This window comes from Gluconobacter oxydans DSM 3504, from assembly GCF_000583855.1.
In the GTDB taxonomy this organism is placed as follows: domain Bacteria; phylum Pseudomonadota; class Alphaproteobacteria; order Acetobacterales; family Acetobacteraceae; genus Gluconobacter; species Gluconobacter oxydans.
Genome location: NZ_CP004373.1, coordinates 1275230 through 1294804, shown reverse-complemented (window position 1 = coordinate 1294804; position 19575 = coordinate 1275230). Strand labels below are relative to the sequence as shown.

Annotated in this window: 15 protein-coding genes and 1 tRNA gene; 14 read left to right on the top strand and 2 right to left on the bottom strand. The window is 61.3% G+C overall.

Annotated elements, in window-relative coordinates; all coding sequences use genetic code 11:
- Positions 1 to 12 precede the first annotated feature (12 nt).
- Positions 13 to 1122, bottom strand: a complete 1110-nt coding sequence (gene sucB, locus GLS_RS05770; RefSeq protein ID WP_041111541.1) for a dihydrolipoyllysine-residue succinyltransferase — start codon at positions 1120 to 1122, stop codon at positions 13 to 15.
- Positions 1123 to 1325: 203 nt separating this feature from the next.
- Here sucB and GLS_RS05765 point away from each other — a divergent pair, with 203 nt between their 5' ends.
- The 3 genes from GLS_RS05765 to rho all read left to right on the top strand — a co-directional run bounded on the left by GLS_RS05765 (position 1326) and on the right by rho (position 5095).
- The gene (locus GLS_RS05765; RefSeq protein ID WP_041111540.1) at positions 1326 to 1973 is read left to right on the top strand and encodes a gluconate 2-dehydrogenase subunit 3 family protein; all 648 of its coding nucleotides are present in this window, start codon (positions 1326 to 1328) and stop codon (positions 1971 to 1973) included.
- Between the two features lie 14 nt (positions 1974 to 1987).
- On the top strand, positions 1988 to 3517 hold the full coding sequence (locus GLS_RS05760; RefSeq protein WP_041112708.1) for a GMC family oxidoreductase: 1530 nt from the start codon (positions 1988 to 1990) through the stop codon (positions 3515 to 3517).
- A 276-nt stretch (positions 3518 to 3793) separates the two neighbouring features.
- The gene (gene rho, locus GLS_RS05755; RefSeq protein ID WP_011252631.1) at positions 3794 to 5095 is read left to right on the top strand and encodes a transcription termination factor Rho; all 1302 of its coding nucleotides are present in this window, start codon (positions 3794 to 3796) and stop codon (positions 5093 to 5095) included.
- Positions 5096 to 5182: 87 nt separating this feature from the next.
- Here rho and GLS_RS05750 read toward each other — a convergent pair whose 3' ends face one another.
- A complete protein-coding gene (locus GLS_RS05750; RefSeq protein WP_011252630.1) occupies positions 5183 to 5629 on the bottom strand; it encodes a methylated-DNA--[protein]-cysteine S-methyltransferase in 447 nt (148 codons plus the stop codon).
- 463 nt (positions 5630 to 6092) lie between these two features.
- Between GLS_RS05750 and GLS_RS05745 the strand changes: the two genes are divergently transcribed.
- The 11 genes from GLS_RS05745 (at position 6093) to GLS_RS05695 (ending at position 19556) form a co-directional block, all read left to right on the top strand.
- On the top strand, positions 6093 to 8366 hold the full coding sequence (locus GLS_RS05745) for a PQQ-dependent dehydrogenase, methanol/ethanol family (RefSeq protein ID WP_041111539.1): 2274 nt from the start codon (positions 6093 to 6095) through the stop codon (positions 8364 to 8366).
- Between the two features lie 29 nt (positions 8367 to 8395).
- Complete coding sequence (locus tag GLS_RS05740; protein WP_041111538.1) at positions 8396 to 9832, top strand: cytochrome c; 1437 nt, start codon at positions 8396 to 8398, stop codon at positions 9830 to 9832.
- Between the two features lie 129 nt (positions 9833 to 9961).
- Positions 9962 to 11275: a tRNA uridine-5-carboxymethylaminomethyl(34) synthesis GTPase MnmE gene (gene mnmE, locus GLS_RS05735; protein WP_052327487.1), complete on the top strand. Its 1314-nt coding sequence runs from the start codon at positions 9962 to 9964 to the stop codon at positions 11273 to 11275.
- Between the two features lie 3 nt (positions 11276 to 11278).
- Positions 11279 to 13135, top strand: coding sequence for a tRNA uridine-5-carboxymethylaminomethyl(34) synthesis enzyme MnmG (mnmG, locus tag GLS_RS05730; protein WP_041111537.1), 1857 nt, complete (start codon positions 11279 to 11281; stop codon positions 13133 to 13135).
- Complete coding sequence (rsmG, locus tag GLS_RS05725) at positions 13132 to 13713, top strand: 16S rRNA (guanine(527)-N(7))-methyltransferase RsmG (RefSeq protein WP_041111536.1); 582 nt, start codon at positions 13132 to 13134, stop codon at positions 13711 to 13713. The genes mnmG and rsmG overlap by 4 nt, the downstream gene beginning before the upstream one ends.
- Complete coding sequence (locus GLS_RS05720) at positions 13703 to 14506, top strand: ParA family protein (RefSeq protein WP_011252624.1); 804 nt, start codon at positions 13703 to 13705, stop codon at positions 14504 to 14506. The genes rsmG and GLS_RS05720 overlap by 11 nt, the downstream gene beginning before the upstream one ends.
- A 6-nt stretch (positions 14507 to 14512) precedes the next feature.
- On the top strand, positions 14513 to 15388 hold the full coding sequence (locus GLS_RS05715) for a ParB/RepB/Spo0J family partition protein (RefSeq protein WP_041111535.1): 876 nt from the start codon (positions 14513 to 14515) through the stop codon (positions 15386 to 15388).
- 118 nt (positions 15389 to 15506) lie between these two features.
- Positions 15507 to 15582: transfer RNA gene (locus GLS_RS05710), tRNA-Lys, on the top strand.
- 395 nt (positions 15583 to 15977) lie between these two features.
- Positions 15978 to 17699, top strand: a complete 1722-nt coding sequence (locus tag GLS_RS05705; protein WP_041111534.1) for a CHASE2 domain-containing protein — start codon at positions 15978 to 15980, stop codon at positions 17697 to 17699.
- Complete coding sequence (locus GLS_RS05700; RefSeq protein ID WP_041111533.1) at positions 17696 to 18070, top strand: hypothetical protein; 375 nt, start codon at positions 17696 to 17698, stop codon at positions 18068 to 18070. The genes GLS_RS05705 and GLS_RS05700 overlap by 4 nt, the downstream gene beginning before the upstream one ends.
- 1 nt (position 18071) lies before the next feature.
- Positions 18072 to 19556, top strand: coding sequence for a M48 family metalloprotease (locus tag GLS_RS05695; protein ID WP_041111532.1), 1485 nt, complete (start codon positions 18072 to 18074; stop codon positions 19554 to 19556).
- Positions 19557 to 19575 lie beyond the last annotated feature (19 nt).

Here is a 19575-nt window from a genome sequence, read left to right as displayed (position 1 = left end):
ACGCAAAAGGCATCACAGATCCAGAAGCAGACGCCGCGGATCTTCCACAAGCTGCTTGATCCGGACGAGGAAGCTCACCGCCTCCCGCCCGTCCACGATCCGGTGATCATAAGACAGCGCAACATACATCATCGGCCGGATCACAATCTGTCCGTCCCGCACGACAGGCCGATCCTGAATGGCATGCATCCCCAGAATACCCGACTGCGGCGTATTCAGGATCGGCGTGGACAGCAGCGATCCGAAAATCCCGCCATTCGTGATGGAGAACGTGCCATGCGACAGCTCCTCCAGCTTCAGCCCGCCCGTCCGCGCCCGCTTGCCATAATCGGCAATGCGACGCTCCAGCTCGGCAAAGCTCATTTGATCGGCATCATGCAGCACCGGCACCACCAGCCCGCGCTCCGTCCCGACCGCAATGCCAAGATTGACGAAATCACGATAGACGATCTCATCGCCTTCGATCTGCGCATTGATCGCCGGATAATCCTTCAGCGCCCCGACCACAGCGCGCGCGAAGAAGGACATGAAGCCCAGCCGGGCCCCGTCATGCTTCTTCTCGAACTCTTCCTTGTATTGTGCCCGCAGCGCCTTGGCGGCGGACATGTCGATCTCGTTGAACGTCGTGAGAATGGCAGCAGTGTTCTGCGCCGCTTTCAGATTGCGGGCGATCGTCTGACGCAGACGGCTCATCGGTACGCGACGTTCCCGCGCTTCATGCGATGACAGCTTGGGGGCCGAAGCAACAGCAGCGGGCTTCGGCGCTTCCGGTGCGGGCGGGGCCACGCGCGCAGGCTGTGCAACAGGCTCGGGTGCCGACGGAGCAGCAGGCGATTCGGCAGGCGCTTCAGCCACCGGAGCAGGCTCAGGCGCAGCCGGCGCCTCTGCCGTCTCATCCACAGCGCCCAGCAGGCCGCCAATCTCGACTTCCGTCCCAACAGCCACGCAGTTTTCCAGACGCCCGGCGGACGGCGCCGTCACTTCGACGCTGACCTTGTCCGTTTCCAGCTCCACGATGGTTTCGTCATGCTGCACATAGTCGCCGGATTTTTTAAGCCACCGCGCGACAGTCGCAGTCGTCAGGCTTTCTCCAAGCGCCGGAACCCTGATCTCGACCGTCATGCTGTTTCCCTGTCTTGCGTCCCGCCCCGAAGCGGGGAAATGTCTGTCTGTCCTGCGGCCCGTTCCAAAAACTGGCCCCCAGAATCACGCCCGGCACCATACCGGAAAAGGTTCGGTCATGCAGGATACTGCATCTTTGCCGCCAGCGGGAGGCGGAACCATCGCCGTCGCCGGACTTTGAAACCAAAACACAGGAGGCCGCAATGTCCCCCCCGCCCGACCGTCCTGAAATTCTGGACTCCGACCACCTCTCCACCCGCACCCGCGCGATCCTGACATCCCGGCTTTCAGCGCCTGAAACACAGCCCCGGACCCTGTCGCTTCAGGCTTATGCCGTCCTCGATGCACTCCTTCCCGTCCTGCTCCCCTTCGACGAGATCCTGCCTCCCGGCACCGACATCAACATGACAGCCCGGATCGACGCTGCCCTCTCCGGTCCCCGCGACGGTTGGCGCTTTGCGAACCTTCCGCCCGACGCCGAAGCCTGGGAAGCGGCCCTCCTGACGCTCGACGATGTCGCCGCCGAACAGCACGGCATCCGCTTCATCCATCTGGCTCCGGAGCTGCGCGGCGTCCTGCTCGACGCCATGATGACCGGTCAGCTCGGCCTCGACCGCGACGGCCGCCTCTCCATTCCCCAGATGGCCCGCTGGGCCGGCGATCTGCGCGGCGAAGTCGTAGACTGCGTCATGAGCGATCCGCGCGTGCAGCAGGCACTCGGCATTTCTTCCAGCCTCACCGGCGGCGATACTGTCTTTCAGGGCTTCACCGAAGTCGGCCCTGACAGCCGCGAAGATTTCGAGCCCAAAGCCACCGCCCCCCTCGCCCAAATGGCAGACTCCAGGGAATGAACAGCACGACCGTCATGAAGACATTCGCAGAAACAAACATCGTCGATGCCGTCATCATCGGCAGCGGTGCCGGTGGCGCACCGCTCGCCGCAGAACTCGCCCGCAATGGCAAAACCGTTGTGGTGCTCGAAGCCGGCCCCGCCTTCACCGCCATGGGCCACACACCTGACGAGATCGCGGCACGAGAGCTGTACTGGCTGCACGAACGCCTCTCCGCCGGCACGAACCCGCAGGCTTTCGGCGGCAATAACAGCGGCACCGGCCTCGGCGGCTCCCTGCTGCATTACGGCGCCTTCATGCCCCGCATGGACGCACGGGACTTCCATCTGCACACCGAAACCGGCAAGGGCGTGGACTGGCCGTTCGGCTTGAATGAACTGCTGCCCTATATCGAGCGCGTGGAATCCTTCATCGGCGTCTCCGGCCCGGAATCTTACCCTTGGGACCCAACCCGCCGCTACGCCTACCCGCCCCCGCCCGCCAATTCCGCCGCCCTGAAAATGCGCGAAGCCTGTGACGCGCTCGGTATGCGCCATGCGGACGGCCCCGCCGCTCTCATCACCCGCGATATCGAACAGCCCCATTTCGGCACCCGTCATGGCTGCGCAAACTGCGGCGCCTGCCATCAGGGCTGCCGCAACGGCGCCAAATCCGGCGCGGACAATACCTGGCTCCCCATGGCCGTCGCCTATGGTGCGGAACTCCGGCCCGGCTGCTTCGCCCACACGATCGAACGCGACAGCTCCGGCCGCGTGACCGGCGTGGTCTATCGCCAGAACGGCATCGAACACCGCCAGAAATGCGCAACCCTCGTCCTGGCTGCCGGCGCCGTCGAGACCCCGCGCCTGCTCCTGACCAACGGCCTCGCCAACAGCTCCGGTCAGGTCGGCCAGAACTACATGACCCATGTTTCCACGCAGGTCTGGGGCGAATTCGACGAGGATATCCGCCCCAATCGCGGCTACCCGTCCCTGACCATCACCGAAGACATGATGCGCCCGAATGACGCAGATTTTGTCGGCGGCTACCTGATCCAGTCACTGGGCATGATGCCCGCAACCTGGGGCCAGAACCTCGCCCGCAGCACCACGACACGCGGCCCGGCCTTCGCCCGCGCACTCGCCGGATATAACCGCTCCGCTGGCATGGGCATCAACGGCGAGTGCCTCCCCCGCCCCGAAAACCGCGTGACCCTCTCGAATGAGAAGGACGCATTCGGCATCCCCAAACCCCTGATCGAACATTCCTACGGCCCCAACGAATGGGCCATGCACAATCATGCGGCCAACCTGTTAAGCCGGATGTGGGAGGCCATTGGCGCAAAGGACATCCGCGTCATCGACCGCGCCGCCCACATGATCGGCACCTGCCGCATGGGCACGGATGCGGGCAGCAATGTCGTCAATCCGGAAGGCCGCAGTTTCGATATCGACAATCTGTGGATCTCCGATCACTCGATCTTCCCCAGCGCCGCCGCCGCCAACCCGGCCCTGGCCATCATGGCCCTGTCCCTGCGCACGGCGGACGCCATGCTGAAAGCGTGATCCCGAAAAACTGACATGGATCAAAGTGTTCCAGAGCACGCGCACCAGCCTTGACACCGGTTCGCGCGCTCCGGTAATCGAGGGACGACTTTCCGGTGACGTCCTGTCACCCGGTCTCCCTTTCCATCCGGATGACGCCCGCTTCACTGTCCTGCGAAATCTTTACGGATCCCCGCCTGACACCCGAAGCCCCCGCCCAGTCGCCCTGTCTTCTGTGTGGTCGCGCATCCTCCCCTATCAGGTCTGCCCCCTACGGCACATCAAGGCGCGTCTTTCATGCATCTCGCCGAACTCAAGAAGAAATCTCCGGCCGATCTGCTGGCTTATGCAGAGGAACTGGAGATCGAGAACGTCTCGTCCATGCGCAAGCAGGACATCATGTTCGCCATCCTCAAGACCCTTGCCGAGCGCGATCAGGCGATCTACGGCGAAGGAACGCTGGAAATCCTGCCGGACGGCTTCGGTTTCCTGCGCAGCCCGGAAGCCAACTACCTTCCCGGCCCTGACGACATCTACATTTCCCCCGCCCAGGTCCGCCGCTTCGGTCTGCGTCCGGGTGATACGGTTGAAGGCCAGATCCGCGCCCCGCGCGACGGCGAGCGCTATTTCGCGCTGCTGAAGGTCAACACCATCAACTTCGAGGCTCCGGAAACCGTCCGGACCCGCATCAACTTCGACAACCTCACGCCGCTCTACCCCGAGCGTCGCCTGAAGATGGAAGTCGAACAGTCCGAAGCCGCCGTCACGGAATCCTCCCCGCGCGGCAAGGGCAAGAAAGACCAGCGCGACTACACCCCGCGCGTGATCGATCTCGTGACGCCGATCGGCATGGGCCAGCGCGCCCTGATCGTCGCCCCGCCCCGCACCGGCAAGACCGTGATGCTCCAGAGCATCGCAGCGTCGATCTCCGCCAATCATCCCGAAGTGTTCCTGATCGTCCTGCTGATCGACGAACGCCCGGAAGAAGTGACGGACATGGCCCGCTCGGTCCGCGGCGAAGTCGTCTCCTCCACCTTCGACGAACCGGCAACCCGCCACGTCCAGGTGACGGAAATGGTTTTGGAAAAGGCCAAGCGCCTCGTCGAGCACAAGCGCGATGTGGTCATCCTGCTGGATTCCATCACCCGTCTCGCCCGCGCCTACAACACCGTCGTCCCTTCCTCGGGCAAGGTGCTGACCGGCGGTGTGGACGCCAACGCCCTGCAGCGCCCCAAGCGCTTCTTCGGTGCTGCGCGTAACATCGAGGAAGGCGGCTCGCTGACGATCATCGCAACCGCCCTGATCGACACGGGCTCGCGCATGGACGAAGTCATCTTCGAAGAGTTCAAGGGCACCGGTAACGCCGAGCTCATCCTGGACCGCAAGCTGGCCGACAAGCGCACCTTCCCCGCCATCGACATCACCAAGTCGGGCACGCGTAAGGAAGAACTGCTGGTGGACCGCGCCGAGCTGTCCAAGATGTGGGTCCTGCGCCGCATCCTGGCGCCGATGGGCACGATGGACGCCATGGACTTCCTGCTGGACAAGCTCAAATACAGCAAGTCCAACCACGACTTCTTCGAGGCCATGAACAACTGATCCATGATCAGCACGGCCGACATGAAAAAGGGGAGCTTCGGCTCCCTTTTTTTTGTATTTCAGCGACGTGGAGTGAAAGACGGGGTCCTAGCGCGCGCCTTCCAGATGCAGGAGCGCGTGCTTGTCGGCCACACCCCCAAGCCCCGAATAGCCCCCTAGCCCCGACCGCCCGACGACACGGTGGCAGGGGATCAGGATGGGGATCGGATTCGCCCCGACCGCCCCGCCCACCGAGCGCGCCGAACCGCCAACCTCGGCCGCGATGTCGGCATAGGTCCGCGTCTGCCCATAGGGAATCCGGCGCAGCGCGTCCCAGACCTTCTGGCGGTACGGAGTCCCGTAAGGACGGTAAGGCAGGGTCTCGAAATCGACCGATTCCCCGTCAAAATAGCGCTCCAGAAGGTCGCGGGCTTTCAGAAGGAGCGGAGTCTCTTCCTGATCGCGCCCCCAACCCCAGTCCAGAGCGACGATCTGGCCCTCATCTTCACTGATGGTAAGGGCCCCGAAAGGTGAGTGGCAGGATAGCTGTGGCATGAACGACACGGTGCCCGAGCCGCTCAAAACCGTCAATCCGGCGATATCACCATCAGGACGAGACTTTTTAGCCATGCTCCACACGCATATCGCGGTATAGCGACATGCACAAAACACATACTGGACCGCTCATGTAGGCTTTGTAGCAATATTCTGTAATGTGTTGGAAAACTGCCATTTTTTGTATTCGAAAAGCAGTCGGAGGATTTCCGGAACGGCAGTGTAATTATTCGGTGAGCCGCATCGCGCCCGGTTTCGGAGCGATCCCGCCCCGTCCCTCACGGAAACGTCAGAAGCCGTGTTTGTCTTAAGCAATAAAATAGGCTCAGTAAGTTCTCATGCTGCCGGTGTCCGGTACTGAGTGTTGGATTGAGAGAACGAGGATTAGCCCCGTCCCTTTCAAGACTTCACAGGTCCAGAATATCACAGCGGAAACAGTCTTTACAAAAAGGACAGTTGGATCATGACTTCTGGTCTACTGACGCCGATCAAGGTTACGAAAAAGCGCCTTCTCAGCTGCGCTGCCGCGCTGGCATTTTCAGCAGCTGTACCTGTCGCTTTTGCGCAGGAAGATACCGGCACAGCAATCACGAGCTCCGATAACGGCGGCCATCCCGGGGACTGGCTGTCCTACGGCCGTTCCTATTCCGAGCAGCGCTACAGCCCGCTCGACCAGATCAACACGGAGAATGTCGGCAAGCTGAAGCTCGCCTGGCACTATGATCTGGACACGAACCGCGGCCAGGAAGGCACTCCCCTGATCGTCAACGGCGTCATGTACGCCACGACCAACTGGAGCAAGATGAAGGCGCTGGATGCAGCGACCGGCAAGCTCCTGTGGTCCTACGATCCGAAGGTTCCGGGCAACATCGCCGACCGTGGCTGCTGTGACACGGTCAGCCGTGGCGCCGCCTACTGGAACGGCAAGGTCTATTTCGGCACGTTCGACGGCCGTCTGATCGCGCTCGACGCCAAGACCGGCAAGCTGGTCTGGAGCGTCTACACGATCCCCAAGGAGGCCCAGCTCGGCCACCAGCGGTCCTACACGGTTGACGGTGCCCCCCGTATCGCCAAGGGCAAGGTCCTGATCGGTAACGGTGGTGCAGAATTCGGTGCCCGCGGCTTCGTCTCTGCCTTCGACGCGGAAACCGGCAAGCTCGACTGGCGCTTCTTCACCGTTCCGAACCCCGAGAACAAGCCGGACGGCGCAGCCTCCGACGACATCCTGATGTCCAAGGCCTACCCGACCTGGGGCAAGAACGGCGCCTGGAAGCAGCAGGGCGGCGGCGGTACCGTCTGGGATTCGCTCGTCTATGACCCGGTGACGGACCTCGTCTACCTGGCCGTCGGCAACGGCTCGCCGTGGAACTACAAGTTCCGCTCCGAAGGCAAGGGCGACAACCTCTTCCTCGGCAGCATCGTCGCGATCAATCCTGACACCGGCAAGTATGTCTGGCACTTCCAGGAAACGCCGATGGACGAGTGGGATTACACCTCCGTCCAGCAGATCATGACGCTCGACATGCCGGTCAACGGCGAGATGCGCCACGTCATCGTGCATGCTCCGAAGAACGGCTTCTTCTACATCATCGATGCGAAGACCGGTAAGTTCATCACCGGCAAGCCCTACACCTACGAGAACTGGGCCAACGGCCTGGATCCGGTTACGGGTCGCCCGAACTACGTGCCTGACGCCCTGTGGACCCTGACGGGCAAGCCCTGGCTCGGCATCCCGGGTGAGCTTGGTGGCCATAACTTCGCCGCCATGGCCTACAGCCCGAAGACGAAGCTGGTCTACATCCCGGCACAGCAGATCCCGCTCCTGTACGATGGCCAGAAAGGCGGCTTCAAGGCGTATCATGACGCCTGGAACCTCGGCCTCGACATGAACAAGATCGGCCTCTTCGACGACAATGATCCGGAGCATGTGGCCGCCAAGAAGGACTTCCTGAAGGTCCTGAAGGGCTGGACGGTTGCCTGGGATCCGGAAAAGATGGCTCCGGCCTTCACGATCAACCACAAGGGTCCGTGGAACGGTGGTCTTCTGGCTACGGCCGGTAACGTGATCTTCCAGGGTCTGGCGAACGGCGAATTCCACGCCTACGACGCCACGAACGGCAACGATCTCTACTCCTTCCCCGCACAGAGCGCGATCATCGCTCCGCCGGTGACCTATACGGCCAACGGCAAGCAGTATGTCGCGGTTGAAGTGGGCTGGGGTGGCATCTATCCGTTCCTGTATGGCGGCGTTGCCCGCACCTCGGGCTGGACGGTCAACCACTCCCGCGTGATCGCCTTCTCGCTTGACGGCAAGGACAGCCTGCCGCCGAAGAACGAGCTGGGCTTCACCCCCGTCAAGCCGGTTCCGACCTATGACGAGGCCCGCCAGAAGGACGGATACTTCATGTATCAGACGTTCTGCTCGGCCTGCCATGGCGACAACGCGATCTCCGGTGGCGTTCTGCCTGACCTTCGCTGGTCCGGTGCTCCGCGCGGAAGGGAAAGCTTCTACAAGCTCGTTGGCCGCGGTGCTCTGACGGCTTACGGCATGGACCGCTTCGACACGTCCATGACGCCTGAGCAGATCGAGGATATCCGCAACTTCATCGTGAAGCGCGCGAACGAATCCTACGACGACGAAGTCAAGGCACGTGAAAACTCAACTGGCGTTCCGAACGATCAGTTCCTCAATGTCCCGCAGTCCACGGCCGATGTTCCGACCGCGGATCACCCCTGAGGCAGCGGTTTGCATAAGGAGCACGTGACATGCTGAACGCATTAACTCGGGACAGGCTGGTATCTGAGATGAAACAGGGATGGAAACTCGCGGCCGCTATCGGCCTCATGGCGGTGTCTTTCGGCGCCGCCCATGCCCAGGACGCCGATGAAGCCCTGATCAAGCGTGGCGAATATGTCGCCCGCCTGTCGGACTGCATCGCCTGCCACACGGCCCTTCACGGACAGCCCTATGCGGGCGGTCTGGAGATCAAGAGCCCGATCGGCACGATCTATTCGACCAACATCACGCCGGACCCGGAACACGGTATCGGCAACTACACCCTGGAGGACTTCACAAAGGCCCTCCGCAAGGGCATCCGCAAGGATGGTGCAACGGTCTATCCGGCCATGCCCTACCCTGAATTCGCACGTCTGTCCGATGACGACATCCGTGCGATGTATGCCTTCTTCATGCACGGCGTGAAGCCGGTCGCCCTGCAGAACAAGGCGCCGGACATCAGCTGGCCGCTCTCCATGCGCTGGCCGCTGGGCATGTGGCGCGCCATGTTCGTCCCGAGCATGACGCCGGGCGTGGACAAGAGCATCAGTGATCCGGAAGTCGCCCGCGGCGAATACCTCGTCAACGGTCCGGGCCATTGCGGCGAATGCCATACGCCCCGCGGTTTCGGAATGCAGGTCAAGGCCTACGGCACGGCTGGCGGCAACGCCTACCTGGCCGGTGGTGCCCCGATCGACAACTGGATCGCACCGAGCCTGCGCAGCAACAGCGACACGGGTCTGGGCCGCTGGTCTGAAGATGACATCGTCACCTTCCTCAAGAGCGGCCGTATCGACCACTCCGCCGTCTTCGGTGGCATGGCCGACGTGGTGGCCTACAGCACGCAGCACTGGTCCGACGACGATCTGCGCGCCACGGCCAAGTACCTCAAGAGCATGCCGGCCGTGCCGGAAGGCAAGAACCTCGGTCAGGATGACGGTCAGACGACCGCTCTGCTGAACAAGGGTGGCCAGGGCAACGCAGGTGCGGAAGTTTATCTGCACAACTGCGCCATCTGCCACATGAATGATGGTACGGGCGTCAACCGCATGTTCCCGCCGCTGGCAGGCAACCCGGTCGTCATTACCGACGATCCGACGTCGCTCGCCAATGTCGTGGCCTTCGGTGGCATCCTGCCCCCGACCAACAGCGCACCGTCCGCTGTTGCCATGCCCGGGTTCAAGAATCACCTCTCCGACCAGGAGATGGCCGATGTCGTGAACTTCATGCGCAAGGGCTGGGGCAACAACGCACCGGGAACCGTGTCCGCTTCCGATATCCAGAAGCTGCGCACGACGGGTGCACCGGTCTCCACCGCTGGCTGGAACGTCTCCAGCAAGGGCTGGATGGCCTACATGCCGCAGCCTTACGGCGAAGGCTGGACCTTCTCCCCGCAGACCCACACCGGCGTGGACGACGCACAGTAAGCGTCCCCACTCCTGTCAGTCTGAGAGAAAGGGCGGATCGGAAACGATCCGCCTTTTTTCATGCCTGCGCTTTTCATGTCTGTCCGCAGGGCATTTCACCGCCGGGCCACCTGCACTACATAGAAACCCATGACGCGCTCATCCCTCCCGGACGCCCCTGACAACACGCCACAGGTCATTTTCGCACTGGCCACGGGTCCGTCCCGCGCTGCCATCGCGATCATGCGTGCCAGCGGCCCAGGCAGCGATGCAATCCTGAAGGCACTCTGCAACGGACGCCTGCCCGAACCCCGCCGCGTCAGCCTGCGCACCCTGCGTCATAACGGAGAGGTGCTCGATCATGCCGTCGCCCTCTGGCTCCCCGGCCCCAACTCCTATACCGGCGAAGACGGCTTCGAGCTGCACCTGCACGCAGGCCCCGCCATCATCGCCCGCGTCGCCGACGCACTGACCGATCTGGGCGCCCGCCCTGCCGAACCGGGCGAATTCACCCGCCGCGCCGTGCAGAAAGGACGACTAGACCTGCTTCAGGCCGAAGCCATTGCCGATCTTGTGGACGCCGAAACCGAAAGCCAGCGCAAACAGGCGCTGCGTCAGGCCGACGGCGCCCTGAGCCGCCTGTACGACGACTGGGCACAGCGCCTGCGCCTCGTCCTGGCGCATCAGGAAGCCCTGATCGACTTCCCGGACGAAGAGCTGCCGCAGGACGTGGAAGACGGCCTGATCGAAGAACTCTCGAAACTCCAGACCGAAATGTCCGCCCATCTTCAAGACAACCGCGGCGAACTCATGCGTCAGGGCCTGACGGTCGTGATCGCAGGCTCACCAAACGTCGGAAAATCCAGTCTTCTCAATGCGTTATCTGGAACGGATGCCGCCATTGTCACCCATCGCGCAGGCACCACACGTGACGCCATTGCGCTCGACTGGGTTCTGGACGGCGTGCGCCTGCGCCTGATCGACACGGCCGGCCTGCGCGAAACCGAAGACGAGATCGAAGCCGAAGGCATCCGCCGCGCACTGTTTCACGTGAAACAGGCCGACGTCGTGCTGCATTTGATCGGCCCGGATGAGAGCCTCGAATCCCTTTCCGGAGAGGAAATTCCCATCCGGACGAAAATCGACATCGCGCCCGCCCCGCCCGGCATGTTAGGGATCAGCACGCAGTCCGGCGAAGGCCTCGCTGCCTTGCGTCAGATCCTGTCCGAACGGGTGGCAGAACTTATGGCAGGTTCCGCCGCGCCGCCGCTGACCCGCGCCAGACACCGCGCCGGAATCCAGGAGGCCGCAACCCATCTGGACCGCGCACGGACCGCAACCTGGCCGGAGCTTCGGGGCGAAGAACTTCGACTATCCATGCTGGCTCTGGGGCGTCTGACAGGACGTGTTGATGTTGAATCCCTGCTCGATGCAATTTTCGGGCAGTTCTGTATCGGGAAGTAGGTTTTGAGCGATTTCGATGTCATCGTGATCGGCGGCGGTCATGCCGGATGTGAAGCCGCAGCGGCATCGGCCCGCTTCGGTGGGCGCACCCTGCTGCTCACCCATCGGCTTGAAACGATCGGTGCCATGTCCTGCAACCCGGCCATCGGCGGAATCGGCAAGGGCCATCTCGTGCGCGAAATCGATGCGCTCGATGGCCTGATGGGCAAGGCCGCAGACCGCGCCGGCATCCATTTCAAACTACTCAACCGCTCCAAGGGCCCCGCCGTCCACGGTCCACGTGCACAGGCCGACCGCTCGCTCTATCGCGCCGCCATTCAGGATCTTCTGGCTGCCACGCCAAACCTGACGATCCTCGAAGGCGCCGCCGGAGACCTGATCGAAGAGAACGGCCGCATCACCGGAGTCATCTGCGAAGACGGCCGCGAGTTCCGCTGCGGCGCCGTCGTGCTGACCACCGGAACCTTCCTGCGCGGTGTCATTCATGTCGGCCACACCCAGACGGAAGCCGGACGCATCGGCGAGGCTCCGGCAAAGCGTCTGGGCGAACGGCTCTATGCGCTCGGCCTGCAAATGGGCCGCCTCAAGACCGGCACGCCTCCTCGTCTGGCCAAAGACAGCATCGACTGGGAGAACCTCCCGGCCGATCCGGGTGATGCCGAGCCCGAGGCCTTCAGCCCCATGACGGCCGCGATCACCAACCCGCAGGTCGTCTGCCGCATCAGCCAGACCACGGCCGAAACCCACAGGATCATCAACGAGAACCTGCACCGCTCGGCCATGTATGGCGGCGCCATCGCCGGTCGCGGCCCGCGCTACTGCCCGTCGATCGAAGACAAGGTGGTCCGCTTCGCCGAGCGCACCTCGCATCAGGTCTTTCTTGAACCCGAGGCCCTGCCGGGCAATCCGGGCGGCGATCTGGTCTACCCGAACGGCATCAGCACCAGCCTGCCCGCCGATGTGCAGGCCGCCATGATCGCCACCATGCCCGGTCTGGAAAAAGCGCGTATCGTCACGGCAGGTTACGCCGTCGAATATGATTACGTGGACCCGCGTGAGCTTCTGCCGTCTCTGCAACTCCGCCGCCTGCCGGGCCTGTATCTCGCTGGGCAAATCAACGGCACGACCGGCTACGAAGAAGCCGGCGCACAGGGTCTGCTTGCGGGCCTGAACGCCGCCCGCGCCACGGCAGGCAATGAACCGCTCACGCTGGATCGCAGTGACGCCTATCTCGGTGTCATGATTGACGATCTGACCCTGCACGGCATCAGCGAGCCCTATCGCATGTTCACGTCGCGCGCCGAGTATCGCCTCACTCTGCGCGCCGACAACGCCGACCTACGCCTGACGCCAAAGGGCATCGCCGCAGGTTGCGTCCTGTCCGAACGCGAAGCCGCCTTCACCGCCCAGAAAGCCGAACTCGACGCCGCCATGGCCCGCGCGGCAGAGACGACCTTCCTGCCGCAGACCCTGCGCGATGTCGGTTTCGAGGTCTCGCTCGACGGCCGCAGGCGCACGGTTCTCGATGTCCTCGCCAGCAATGGCGACCATACGAAGCTGGACACGCTGGCCCCCTGGTTCGCCGAACTTCCCCTGCGCGTGCGTCGCCATGTCGAGACCGAAGCGCGTTATGGCGGCTATCTTCACCGGCAGGATCGTGAAATTCGACAGCTCGCATCCGAAAGTGCCATCGCCCTTCCGGCCGATCTGGATTACACTGCCATCGGTGGCCTGAGCAGCGAAATGCGCGAGCGCTTTTCCCAGGCCCGCCCGACCAGTTTCGCCGCAGCACAGCGCGTGCGCGGGGTCACACCTGCCGCGCTGGTCGCCCTGCTGGCCCATGTAAGGACCCTGTCATGACCACCGTTTCACGTGAAACACATGAGAGGCTGGAGCGCTTTGCCGACCTGCTCGTGCAGTGGAACGCAAAGATCAATCTCGTCAGCCCGCGTGACATCGCCCAGCTCTGGCCCCGTCATATCGAAGACAGCCTCCAGCTCGCGGAACTGATCCCTGCAGGCGCGACCATCACCGATCTGGGTTCTGGCGGCGGTTTTCCGGGCATCATTCTGGCCATCGCCACCGGAAACCCCGTCACCCTGATCGAATCGGACCAGCGCAAATGCGCCTTCCTGCGGGAAGCCGGACGCATCTGCGAAGCCAAGGTCACGGTCATCGCCAAACGTATCGAAGCCGCCAGTCCCCCTCCGGCCGACATCATCACGGCCCGGGCGCTGGCTCCTCTCAACAGGCTCCTCGAATGGGCGCGGCCGCTGCTGAAGGAAGACGGGTTCTGCCTGTTCCTGAAAGGTCAGAAGGCGCAGGCCGAGTTGACCGAGGCAAGCGCCGACTGGCACATGAGCCACAGCATCATTCCCAGCCGCACCGACCCCGGCGGAGCCATCATCAAGGTCAGTGATTTCAAGCGTGTCGTCTAAAACCGAATCTCCCACTACCCGGATCATTGCCGTCACCAACCAGAAGGGAGGCGTCGGCAAGACCACCACAACCATCAATCTGGCCGCGGGTCTGGCCCGTCAGGGACAGCGCGTCCTGCTCGTGGATCTGGACCCGCAGGGCAACGCCTCCACCGGTCTGGGCATCGACTACGACCAGCGCAACACCGGCACCTATGCCGCACTGATGGTGGAAGCTGAACCCCACGCCCTGCCCCAGCCGACCGGGTTCGACAATCTGGCGATCATCACCGCCAATAACGAACTGGCGGGTGCAGAGCTAGAAATGATCGGCGATGAGCGTCGCGAATACCGCCTGCGTGACGCCCTGCGCGCGCTCGAAGGCGATTACGACACCATCCTGATCGACTGCCCCCCAAGCCTCGGTCTGCTGACGCTGAACGCGCTGGTCGCGTCTGACAGCGTGATCGTGCCGCTGCAATGTGAGTTCTTCGCGCTCGAAGGCATCAGCCAGCTCGTCCGCACCATCGACCGCGTGCGCCGCGCCTTCAATGCCGACCTGCATCTCGAAGGCATCGTCCTGACGATGTATGACCGGCGCAACAACCTGTCCGAACTCGTGGCGCAGGACGCGCGCGGCTTCTTTGGCGATCAGGTGTTCGAGACGCTTATTCCGCGCAACATCCGAATTTCCGAAGCCCAGAGCCACGGCAGCCCCGTGCTGGACTATGACGCCCGCTCCACGGGTGCCATCGCCTATCTGGCGCTGGCGGACGAACTGATCAAACGCAACAAGAACAAGGCAAAGGCGTAACCTGCGATGGCCAAAAAGGACAGTTCTCCGCGTCTTGGTCGCGGCCTCGCGGCTCTTCTGGGCGATCAGGCCCCGCAACTCGCCCGCGCCACACGTGCGAACGCCCAGCCGCAGCAGCTTTCCTCCCTGCCGGTGGATGTTCTGGCTCCAAGCCCCTTCCAGCCACGACAGGACATGAACCCCGAGCGCCTGTCCGAACTGGCAGATTCCATCCGCTCCCGCGGCGTCCTGCAGCCCCTGCTCGTCCGTCCTGATCCGGAAAAGCCGGGCCATTACCAGATCATCGCCGGCGAACGCCGCTGGCGCGCTTCACAGCTCGCAGGCCTGCACAGCGTCCCCGTTCATATCCGCGAACTCGACGACACGGACGCCATGGCCGCCGCCCTGGTCGAGAACCTCCAGCGCGCGGACCTCAACCCGATCGAAGAGGCCGAGGGCCTGCAGCGCCTGGTCACGGACTATACCCTGACGCAGGAAGAACTGGCCGGTGCCGTGGGCAAGTCCCGCCCCCACATCACCAACACCATGCGCCTGCTCAACCTGCCGCCCGAAGTCCGCGCGCATGTCCGCAACGGCGAACTCACGGCCGGTCACGCCCGCGCCCTGCTGACTCATCCCGATCCGGTCGCCGCAGCCAAAATCGTCATAGCCCGTGGCCTCAACGTGCGTCAGACAGAAGCCCTGACCGGCGGTAAAAATACCCTGACACCGTCCAAAAAGGCACGGGACGCGGAAATCCTGCAGATCGAAAACGACCTCTCCTCCCGCCTCGGACTGAAAGTGCATATTTCCTACAATGGAAAAAAAGGCGGCTCCCTGAAGATCGATTACACGTCCCTGGAGCAGTTCGAGAGCGTCATGCGCCTGCTCAACCGCAGGTAAGTCATTGGAATAAAAGGTTTTTCATTTTTTCAGCACTAAACTGCACGAAAAGATGAAAAACCCCTTGCAGCCCGGGGCAAAATCCCGCTATAAGCCGCTCCACCGGTAGACGGGCCATGGGCACATAGCTCAGTTGGTAGAGCAGCTGACTCTTAATCAGCGGGTCCAAGGTTCGAGCCCTTGTGTGCCCACCATGCCCGTCTCCGGTTATTTCCCAAAAATTTCAGATCCTGAATATTCCTTTCTCAGGAACACAGAACTCTCTGCGGTCAGTTCTGTATTTTCCAGAAAGTCCAGAACCTGTCCTGCCGAGCGTCAATTGCTCCGCCCCCATGATGCTGGCATTTTTCTCTGTCTGTTAAAACCGACCCCCAACACACCTCACGGATAAACCTTCACACCCTCATTCCGGATAAGATACGTTTTTTCAGATTGCATTAAAAATTAAACTTGATTTTCCATATTTCAATTTTTACAAAACGCAACAGTGAGTAAAACAGATGAAACCGTGCATAAAAATCATTCTTTCCGACATTCCGCCTCTGTTGTTAACAGAGTCTTAAAATATCGTTCCATCCTTTACATCTTCATGATGGTGATGTTCTGGATTGTCTATAAATTCTTTGATCCCCTCTCTCTGGAGAGTGCAACAAAAAATTCATCGGCACAGTTTTTTTCAGCCATTACTGCACCGTTCTATGGGCTTTCTTCTCCACAGTCTCACCAGCGGGTGGCGGTCGTGGCGATCAATGATCCAACCCTGCAGAAATTTGATGCCGCTCTGCCCCTCTCCTACCAGCGACAGGTCTTCATTCTCCGGCAGATTCTGGAAGCTGATCCCGCCGCCATCTATGTCGATTTCCGTATGGCCTATGAACATACGGATGAATCACTGACTCTGTTCCAGAGCGTTCTGGATGAAGCAAAATCGAAACATATCCCTATTTTCTTCGCCCGGGGCGAAGAAGGACACGACCAGATCCATCTTCTGCCACCACTGAGAGATGTCGAAAGTTATAGCAACGCCCTCGAAACCTCTTCTGCCTATCCCCTGCTGTTCGAAGAAGAGGGCGCAGCCTTAAAGGAAGGCGAACCATCGCAGGAGGAGACAAGGAAACCCGAGGCAAACGCCGCTTTCGACGTCTATCGCAGCCTGTGCACATCGACATGGTCAGGACAGTGCGGATCGTTTCATGAAGATGATTTCCGCCGTCCCATGATGATCCAGTGGGGCCTGCATGTGGACCCTGCCCAGACACAGGTCAGTTCACTGGACAACTCTCCCCGCAATATCTGCGCCGTGCCCTTTTCCGGAGGGCTCTTCTGCAGAAGCATCGTGCAGTCCTTTACCCTGGGTTTCCGGGCATTCTGGGGAAGCTCGCGCGACTATGAGGTCGGACACGCTTATTATCCCCTGACCATTGGCGCGCATCAGCTGGGCGAGCGCGGCCTGGGAACGCCTGCCGGCAGCCCTCCTCTGTCGCATCTCCTGAAGGGCCGCGCGGTCTTTTACGGAACGGACATCCGGGACCAGCATGACGACACCGTCATTCCCTTTCTGGGCCGTGTTCCGAATGTCGTGCTGCATGCCATGGCCTTCGACAATCTCGTCACTTACGGCAATCACTATTTCCATGAACCCTCGGAAATGGAGCTCGGTCACGGCGTCCATATCGGCTGGGCAGAAATCTGCGAGTTCATCCTGTGGCTCATTTTCACCGGATGGATGGCGTTCAAGTTCTATTACAGTCACCCCGAAGTCCCACGAGGTCACGGAGCCAAACTGCGGCGTGATATCCGCCGGAAAAGCCGGGATTTTCTGTCACGTTCCCTTCGTGTGAATGCTCTTGTCCCTGCAATATTCTGCGCCGGGCTCGCCGCGTTCGACCTGTCACACCAGCCGACCCTCCTCAACGGTGTGGATGAGGCTCTTCTATACGTCTGTCTGTTCCTCGTTCTGCTTGGAACCCTGGTTCTTTTACGGCGCTCGGCACAGCGGTCCCGACAGGAAGAAACAGAACATGCACACGATCCGGAAGAGTCCGAAGCGGAAAAAGCCGAGAAATTCCGCCTGGGCTTCTGGGCGCATCTCGCTCTGCTCACGAGCCTGACCGGCATCGTATTCGCCCTGAACGAACTCTTCATTCAATGGCCAAATGCCGACTGGATCGGATTCATCCTGCTCTGGCTGGCCGTTGGGGAATCCTGTGAATCCACGGGATTCGTCCTGACTTTCGTCAATTTCCTCAATCGTCGGTCGCACGCCCTCACCTCAGAACGCGTGCCAAACTCCGAAAGCAGCTCTCAATGAAAAAGATCCTGTCTCTTGGCCTTCTGTGCGCCACCATTCTGGTTTCCCAGGCTCAGGCGGCATCAACGCCTACAGTCAGTGGCGTCTTTGAAAAGACGGTTCATGCGTTTTCGGAAAGTCATGCTCCTCTCGGTCAGATTCCCGCCTCTGACCTGCTGAACCAGCCGGTTGTCGGCATCGACGAAGAGACGGGGTTGCTGAAGGTCCAGACTCCGAAAGGCCTCGTTCTGGTAGCCCGCGCTGCCGTCACGACAACAATGGCAGCAGCAGCCCCCCGGGAAACATCCTGCAGCTATATTGGAACGCTTTCAGCCTCCGGAACAGGCTCATCCTCGGGATTTGCCAGCAACTGCAAGCCGGGCACGCACTGACATGAAGAAGTTCCTGGCACTCGCAGGCACCCTGTCCCTTCTGGGATGCAGCACGTCCGATCCCGGCATCCCGGCGCAGGGCACCTACATTTCCCATATTACGCCCCCAGCATCCTATCCGACGCGCCCCGCACTTCAGAAACTGATCTTTCCCCACAACAGCAAGATCGAAGGCATTGTGGTCGATCCGACCGTAACCGCCTACATGGAACAGATCCGCGACCGTCTTCTGGCACAGTGGACCGGAGTAAAACCCGAAGCGCCCATCTTCCTGAGCGTGGACGAGCAGTTTTCCTCGGATGTCTCTCCTGCGGGAGCCATGTTCATCAACGCCGGCATGATTCAGTATTTTTCTGACAATCCGGAAACGCAGTCCGAAGACGCTTTCGCTTTCGTCATTGCTCACGAACTGTCCCATATCCTTCTGGGACATGCAGCCGACAAGGCCGCAAACCAGAAACTCGAACAGAGATTCTCGGGAGCCGGTGAACTTGGCACCATGGTCGCCGGCGCCGCAGGCGGAAGCGCCATTGCATCAAGCGCCAAAATGGCTCTGCTGTCCCTGTATGGCGCACATACCATCGGTGAATATGGCGGCTTCCCAAGCTGGAGCCGTTCCCAAGAAGAGGAAGCCGATACCCTTGCGGTCGATCTGATGGCAAAGGCCGGATACTCGGTCTCCATGGCGGAAACCTCGCTGGATGCTCTCAATACAGCCGACCAGCGCGATGCGGCGCGGGCCGAACTGAAAGCAAAAGCAGCACAGGAAAAGGCCCGGCAGGAAGCTGAGAAAAACCAGAAAGACAATCTGACGGCCGCAGTGCTGAGCCCCATCCTGACACCCGGTTTCTCACTTCTGGGCTCCGGACTGAACTATGTCGGAAAAGGCGTGGTCTACGTCAATCTCGATCATCCTCACGCCGCTGAACGCAAGGCGGAACTGTCACATTACATCAATCGCAATTATGCAGACCTGATCCCGATCCTTCACAAGGCGCCCTTCCAGAAGTGGATCCGAAGCCGGGAGGTGCAGAAATTCCTGCATGAAAGCCAGGCCATCAATGACATTGCCGATACGGCAGCGACAAAGAACTGGCAGAAAACCCGAGAGCTTCTGGCGGGGATCGGCAGTCCGGTGCGCTCAAGCCAGATCTGGCTCTATTTCAACATCCTGACGGAAGCCGGGCTTGGCCAGAACAGACAGGCCATTGCGGATCTTCAGGCCGCCAGCCAGCGTGACGACGTCATCCTGCAAACCGTCTCCATATGGGCCGATTATCTCGACAGCCAGGGCAAGACCGATGACGCCCTTGCCTATCTGGCCCAGGAGCAGAAACTGTTCGATGATCCGGCGACACTGCCCCAACAGATCACGATCGCGAAGAAGGCCAAGAAAACGATCACGGTCAATGAACTGGTAGTGGAATGTCAGATGACTGGTATCGACCGTCTTCAGCAGCAATGCTCAGCCGCGAGCAAGTCCTGAACCAAAATACCGGGGGAGA

What these genes read in the sequence shown, in the direction of transcription:
- GLS_RS05765 (WP_041111540.1), top strand. Translation starts at nt 1,326, where the DNA reads ATGTCCCCCCCGCCCGACCGTCCTGAAATTCTGGACTCCGACCACCTC.
- GLS_RS05745 (WP_041111539.1), top strand. Translation starts at nt 6,093, where the DNA reads ATGACTTCTGGTCTACTGACGCCGATCAAGGTTACGAAAAAGCGCCTT.
- GLS_RS05700 (WP_041111533.1), top strand. Translation starts at nt 17,696, where the DNA reads ATGAAAAAGATCCTGTCTCTTGGCCTTCTGTGCGCCACCATTCTGGTT.
- GLS_RS05705 (WP_041111534.1), top strand. Translation starts at nt 15,978, where the DNA reads ATGATGGTGATGTTCTGGATTGTCTATAAATTCTTTGATCCCCTCTCT.
- mnmE (WP_052327487.1), top strand. Translation starts at nt 9,962, where the DNA reads ATGACGCGCTCATCCCTCCCGGACGCCCCTGACAACACGCCACAGGTC.
- rho (WP_011252631.1), top strand. Translation starts at nt 3,794, where the DNA reads ATGCATCTCGCCGAACTCAAGAAGAAATCTCCGGCCGATCTGCTGGCT.
- sucB (WP_041111541.1), bottom strand. Translation starts at nt 1,122, where the DNA reads ATGACGGTCGAGATCAGGGTTCCGGCGCTTGGAGAAAGCCTGACGACT.
- GLS_RS05695 (WP_041111532.1), top strand. Translation starts at nt 18,072, where the DNA reads ATGAAGAAGTTCCTGGCACTCGCAGGCACCCTGTCCCTTCTGGGATGC.
- GLS_RS05760 (WP_041112708.1), top strand. Translation starts at nt 1,988, where the DNA reads ATGAAGACATTCGCAGAAACAAACATCGTCGATGCCGTCATCATCGGC.
- rsmG (WP_041111536.1), top strand. Translation starts at nt 13,132, where the DNA reads ATGACCACCGTTTCACGTGAAACACATGAGAGGCTGGAGCGCTTTGCC.
- GLS_RS05750 (WP_011252630.1), bottom strand. Translation starts at nt 5,629, where the DNA reads ATGCCACAGCTATCCTGCCACTCACCTTTCGGGGCCCTTACCATCAGT.
- GLS_RS05740 (WP_041111538.1), top strand. Translation starts at nt 8,396, where the DNA reads ATGCTGAACGCATTAACTCGGGACAGGCTGGTATCTGAGATGAAACAG.
- GLS_RS05715 (WP_041111535.1), top strand. Translation starts at nt 14,513, where the DNA reads ATGGCCAAAAAGGACAGTTCTCCGCGTCTTGGTCGCGGCCTCGCGGCT.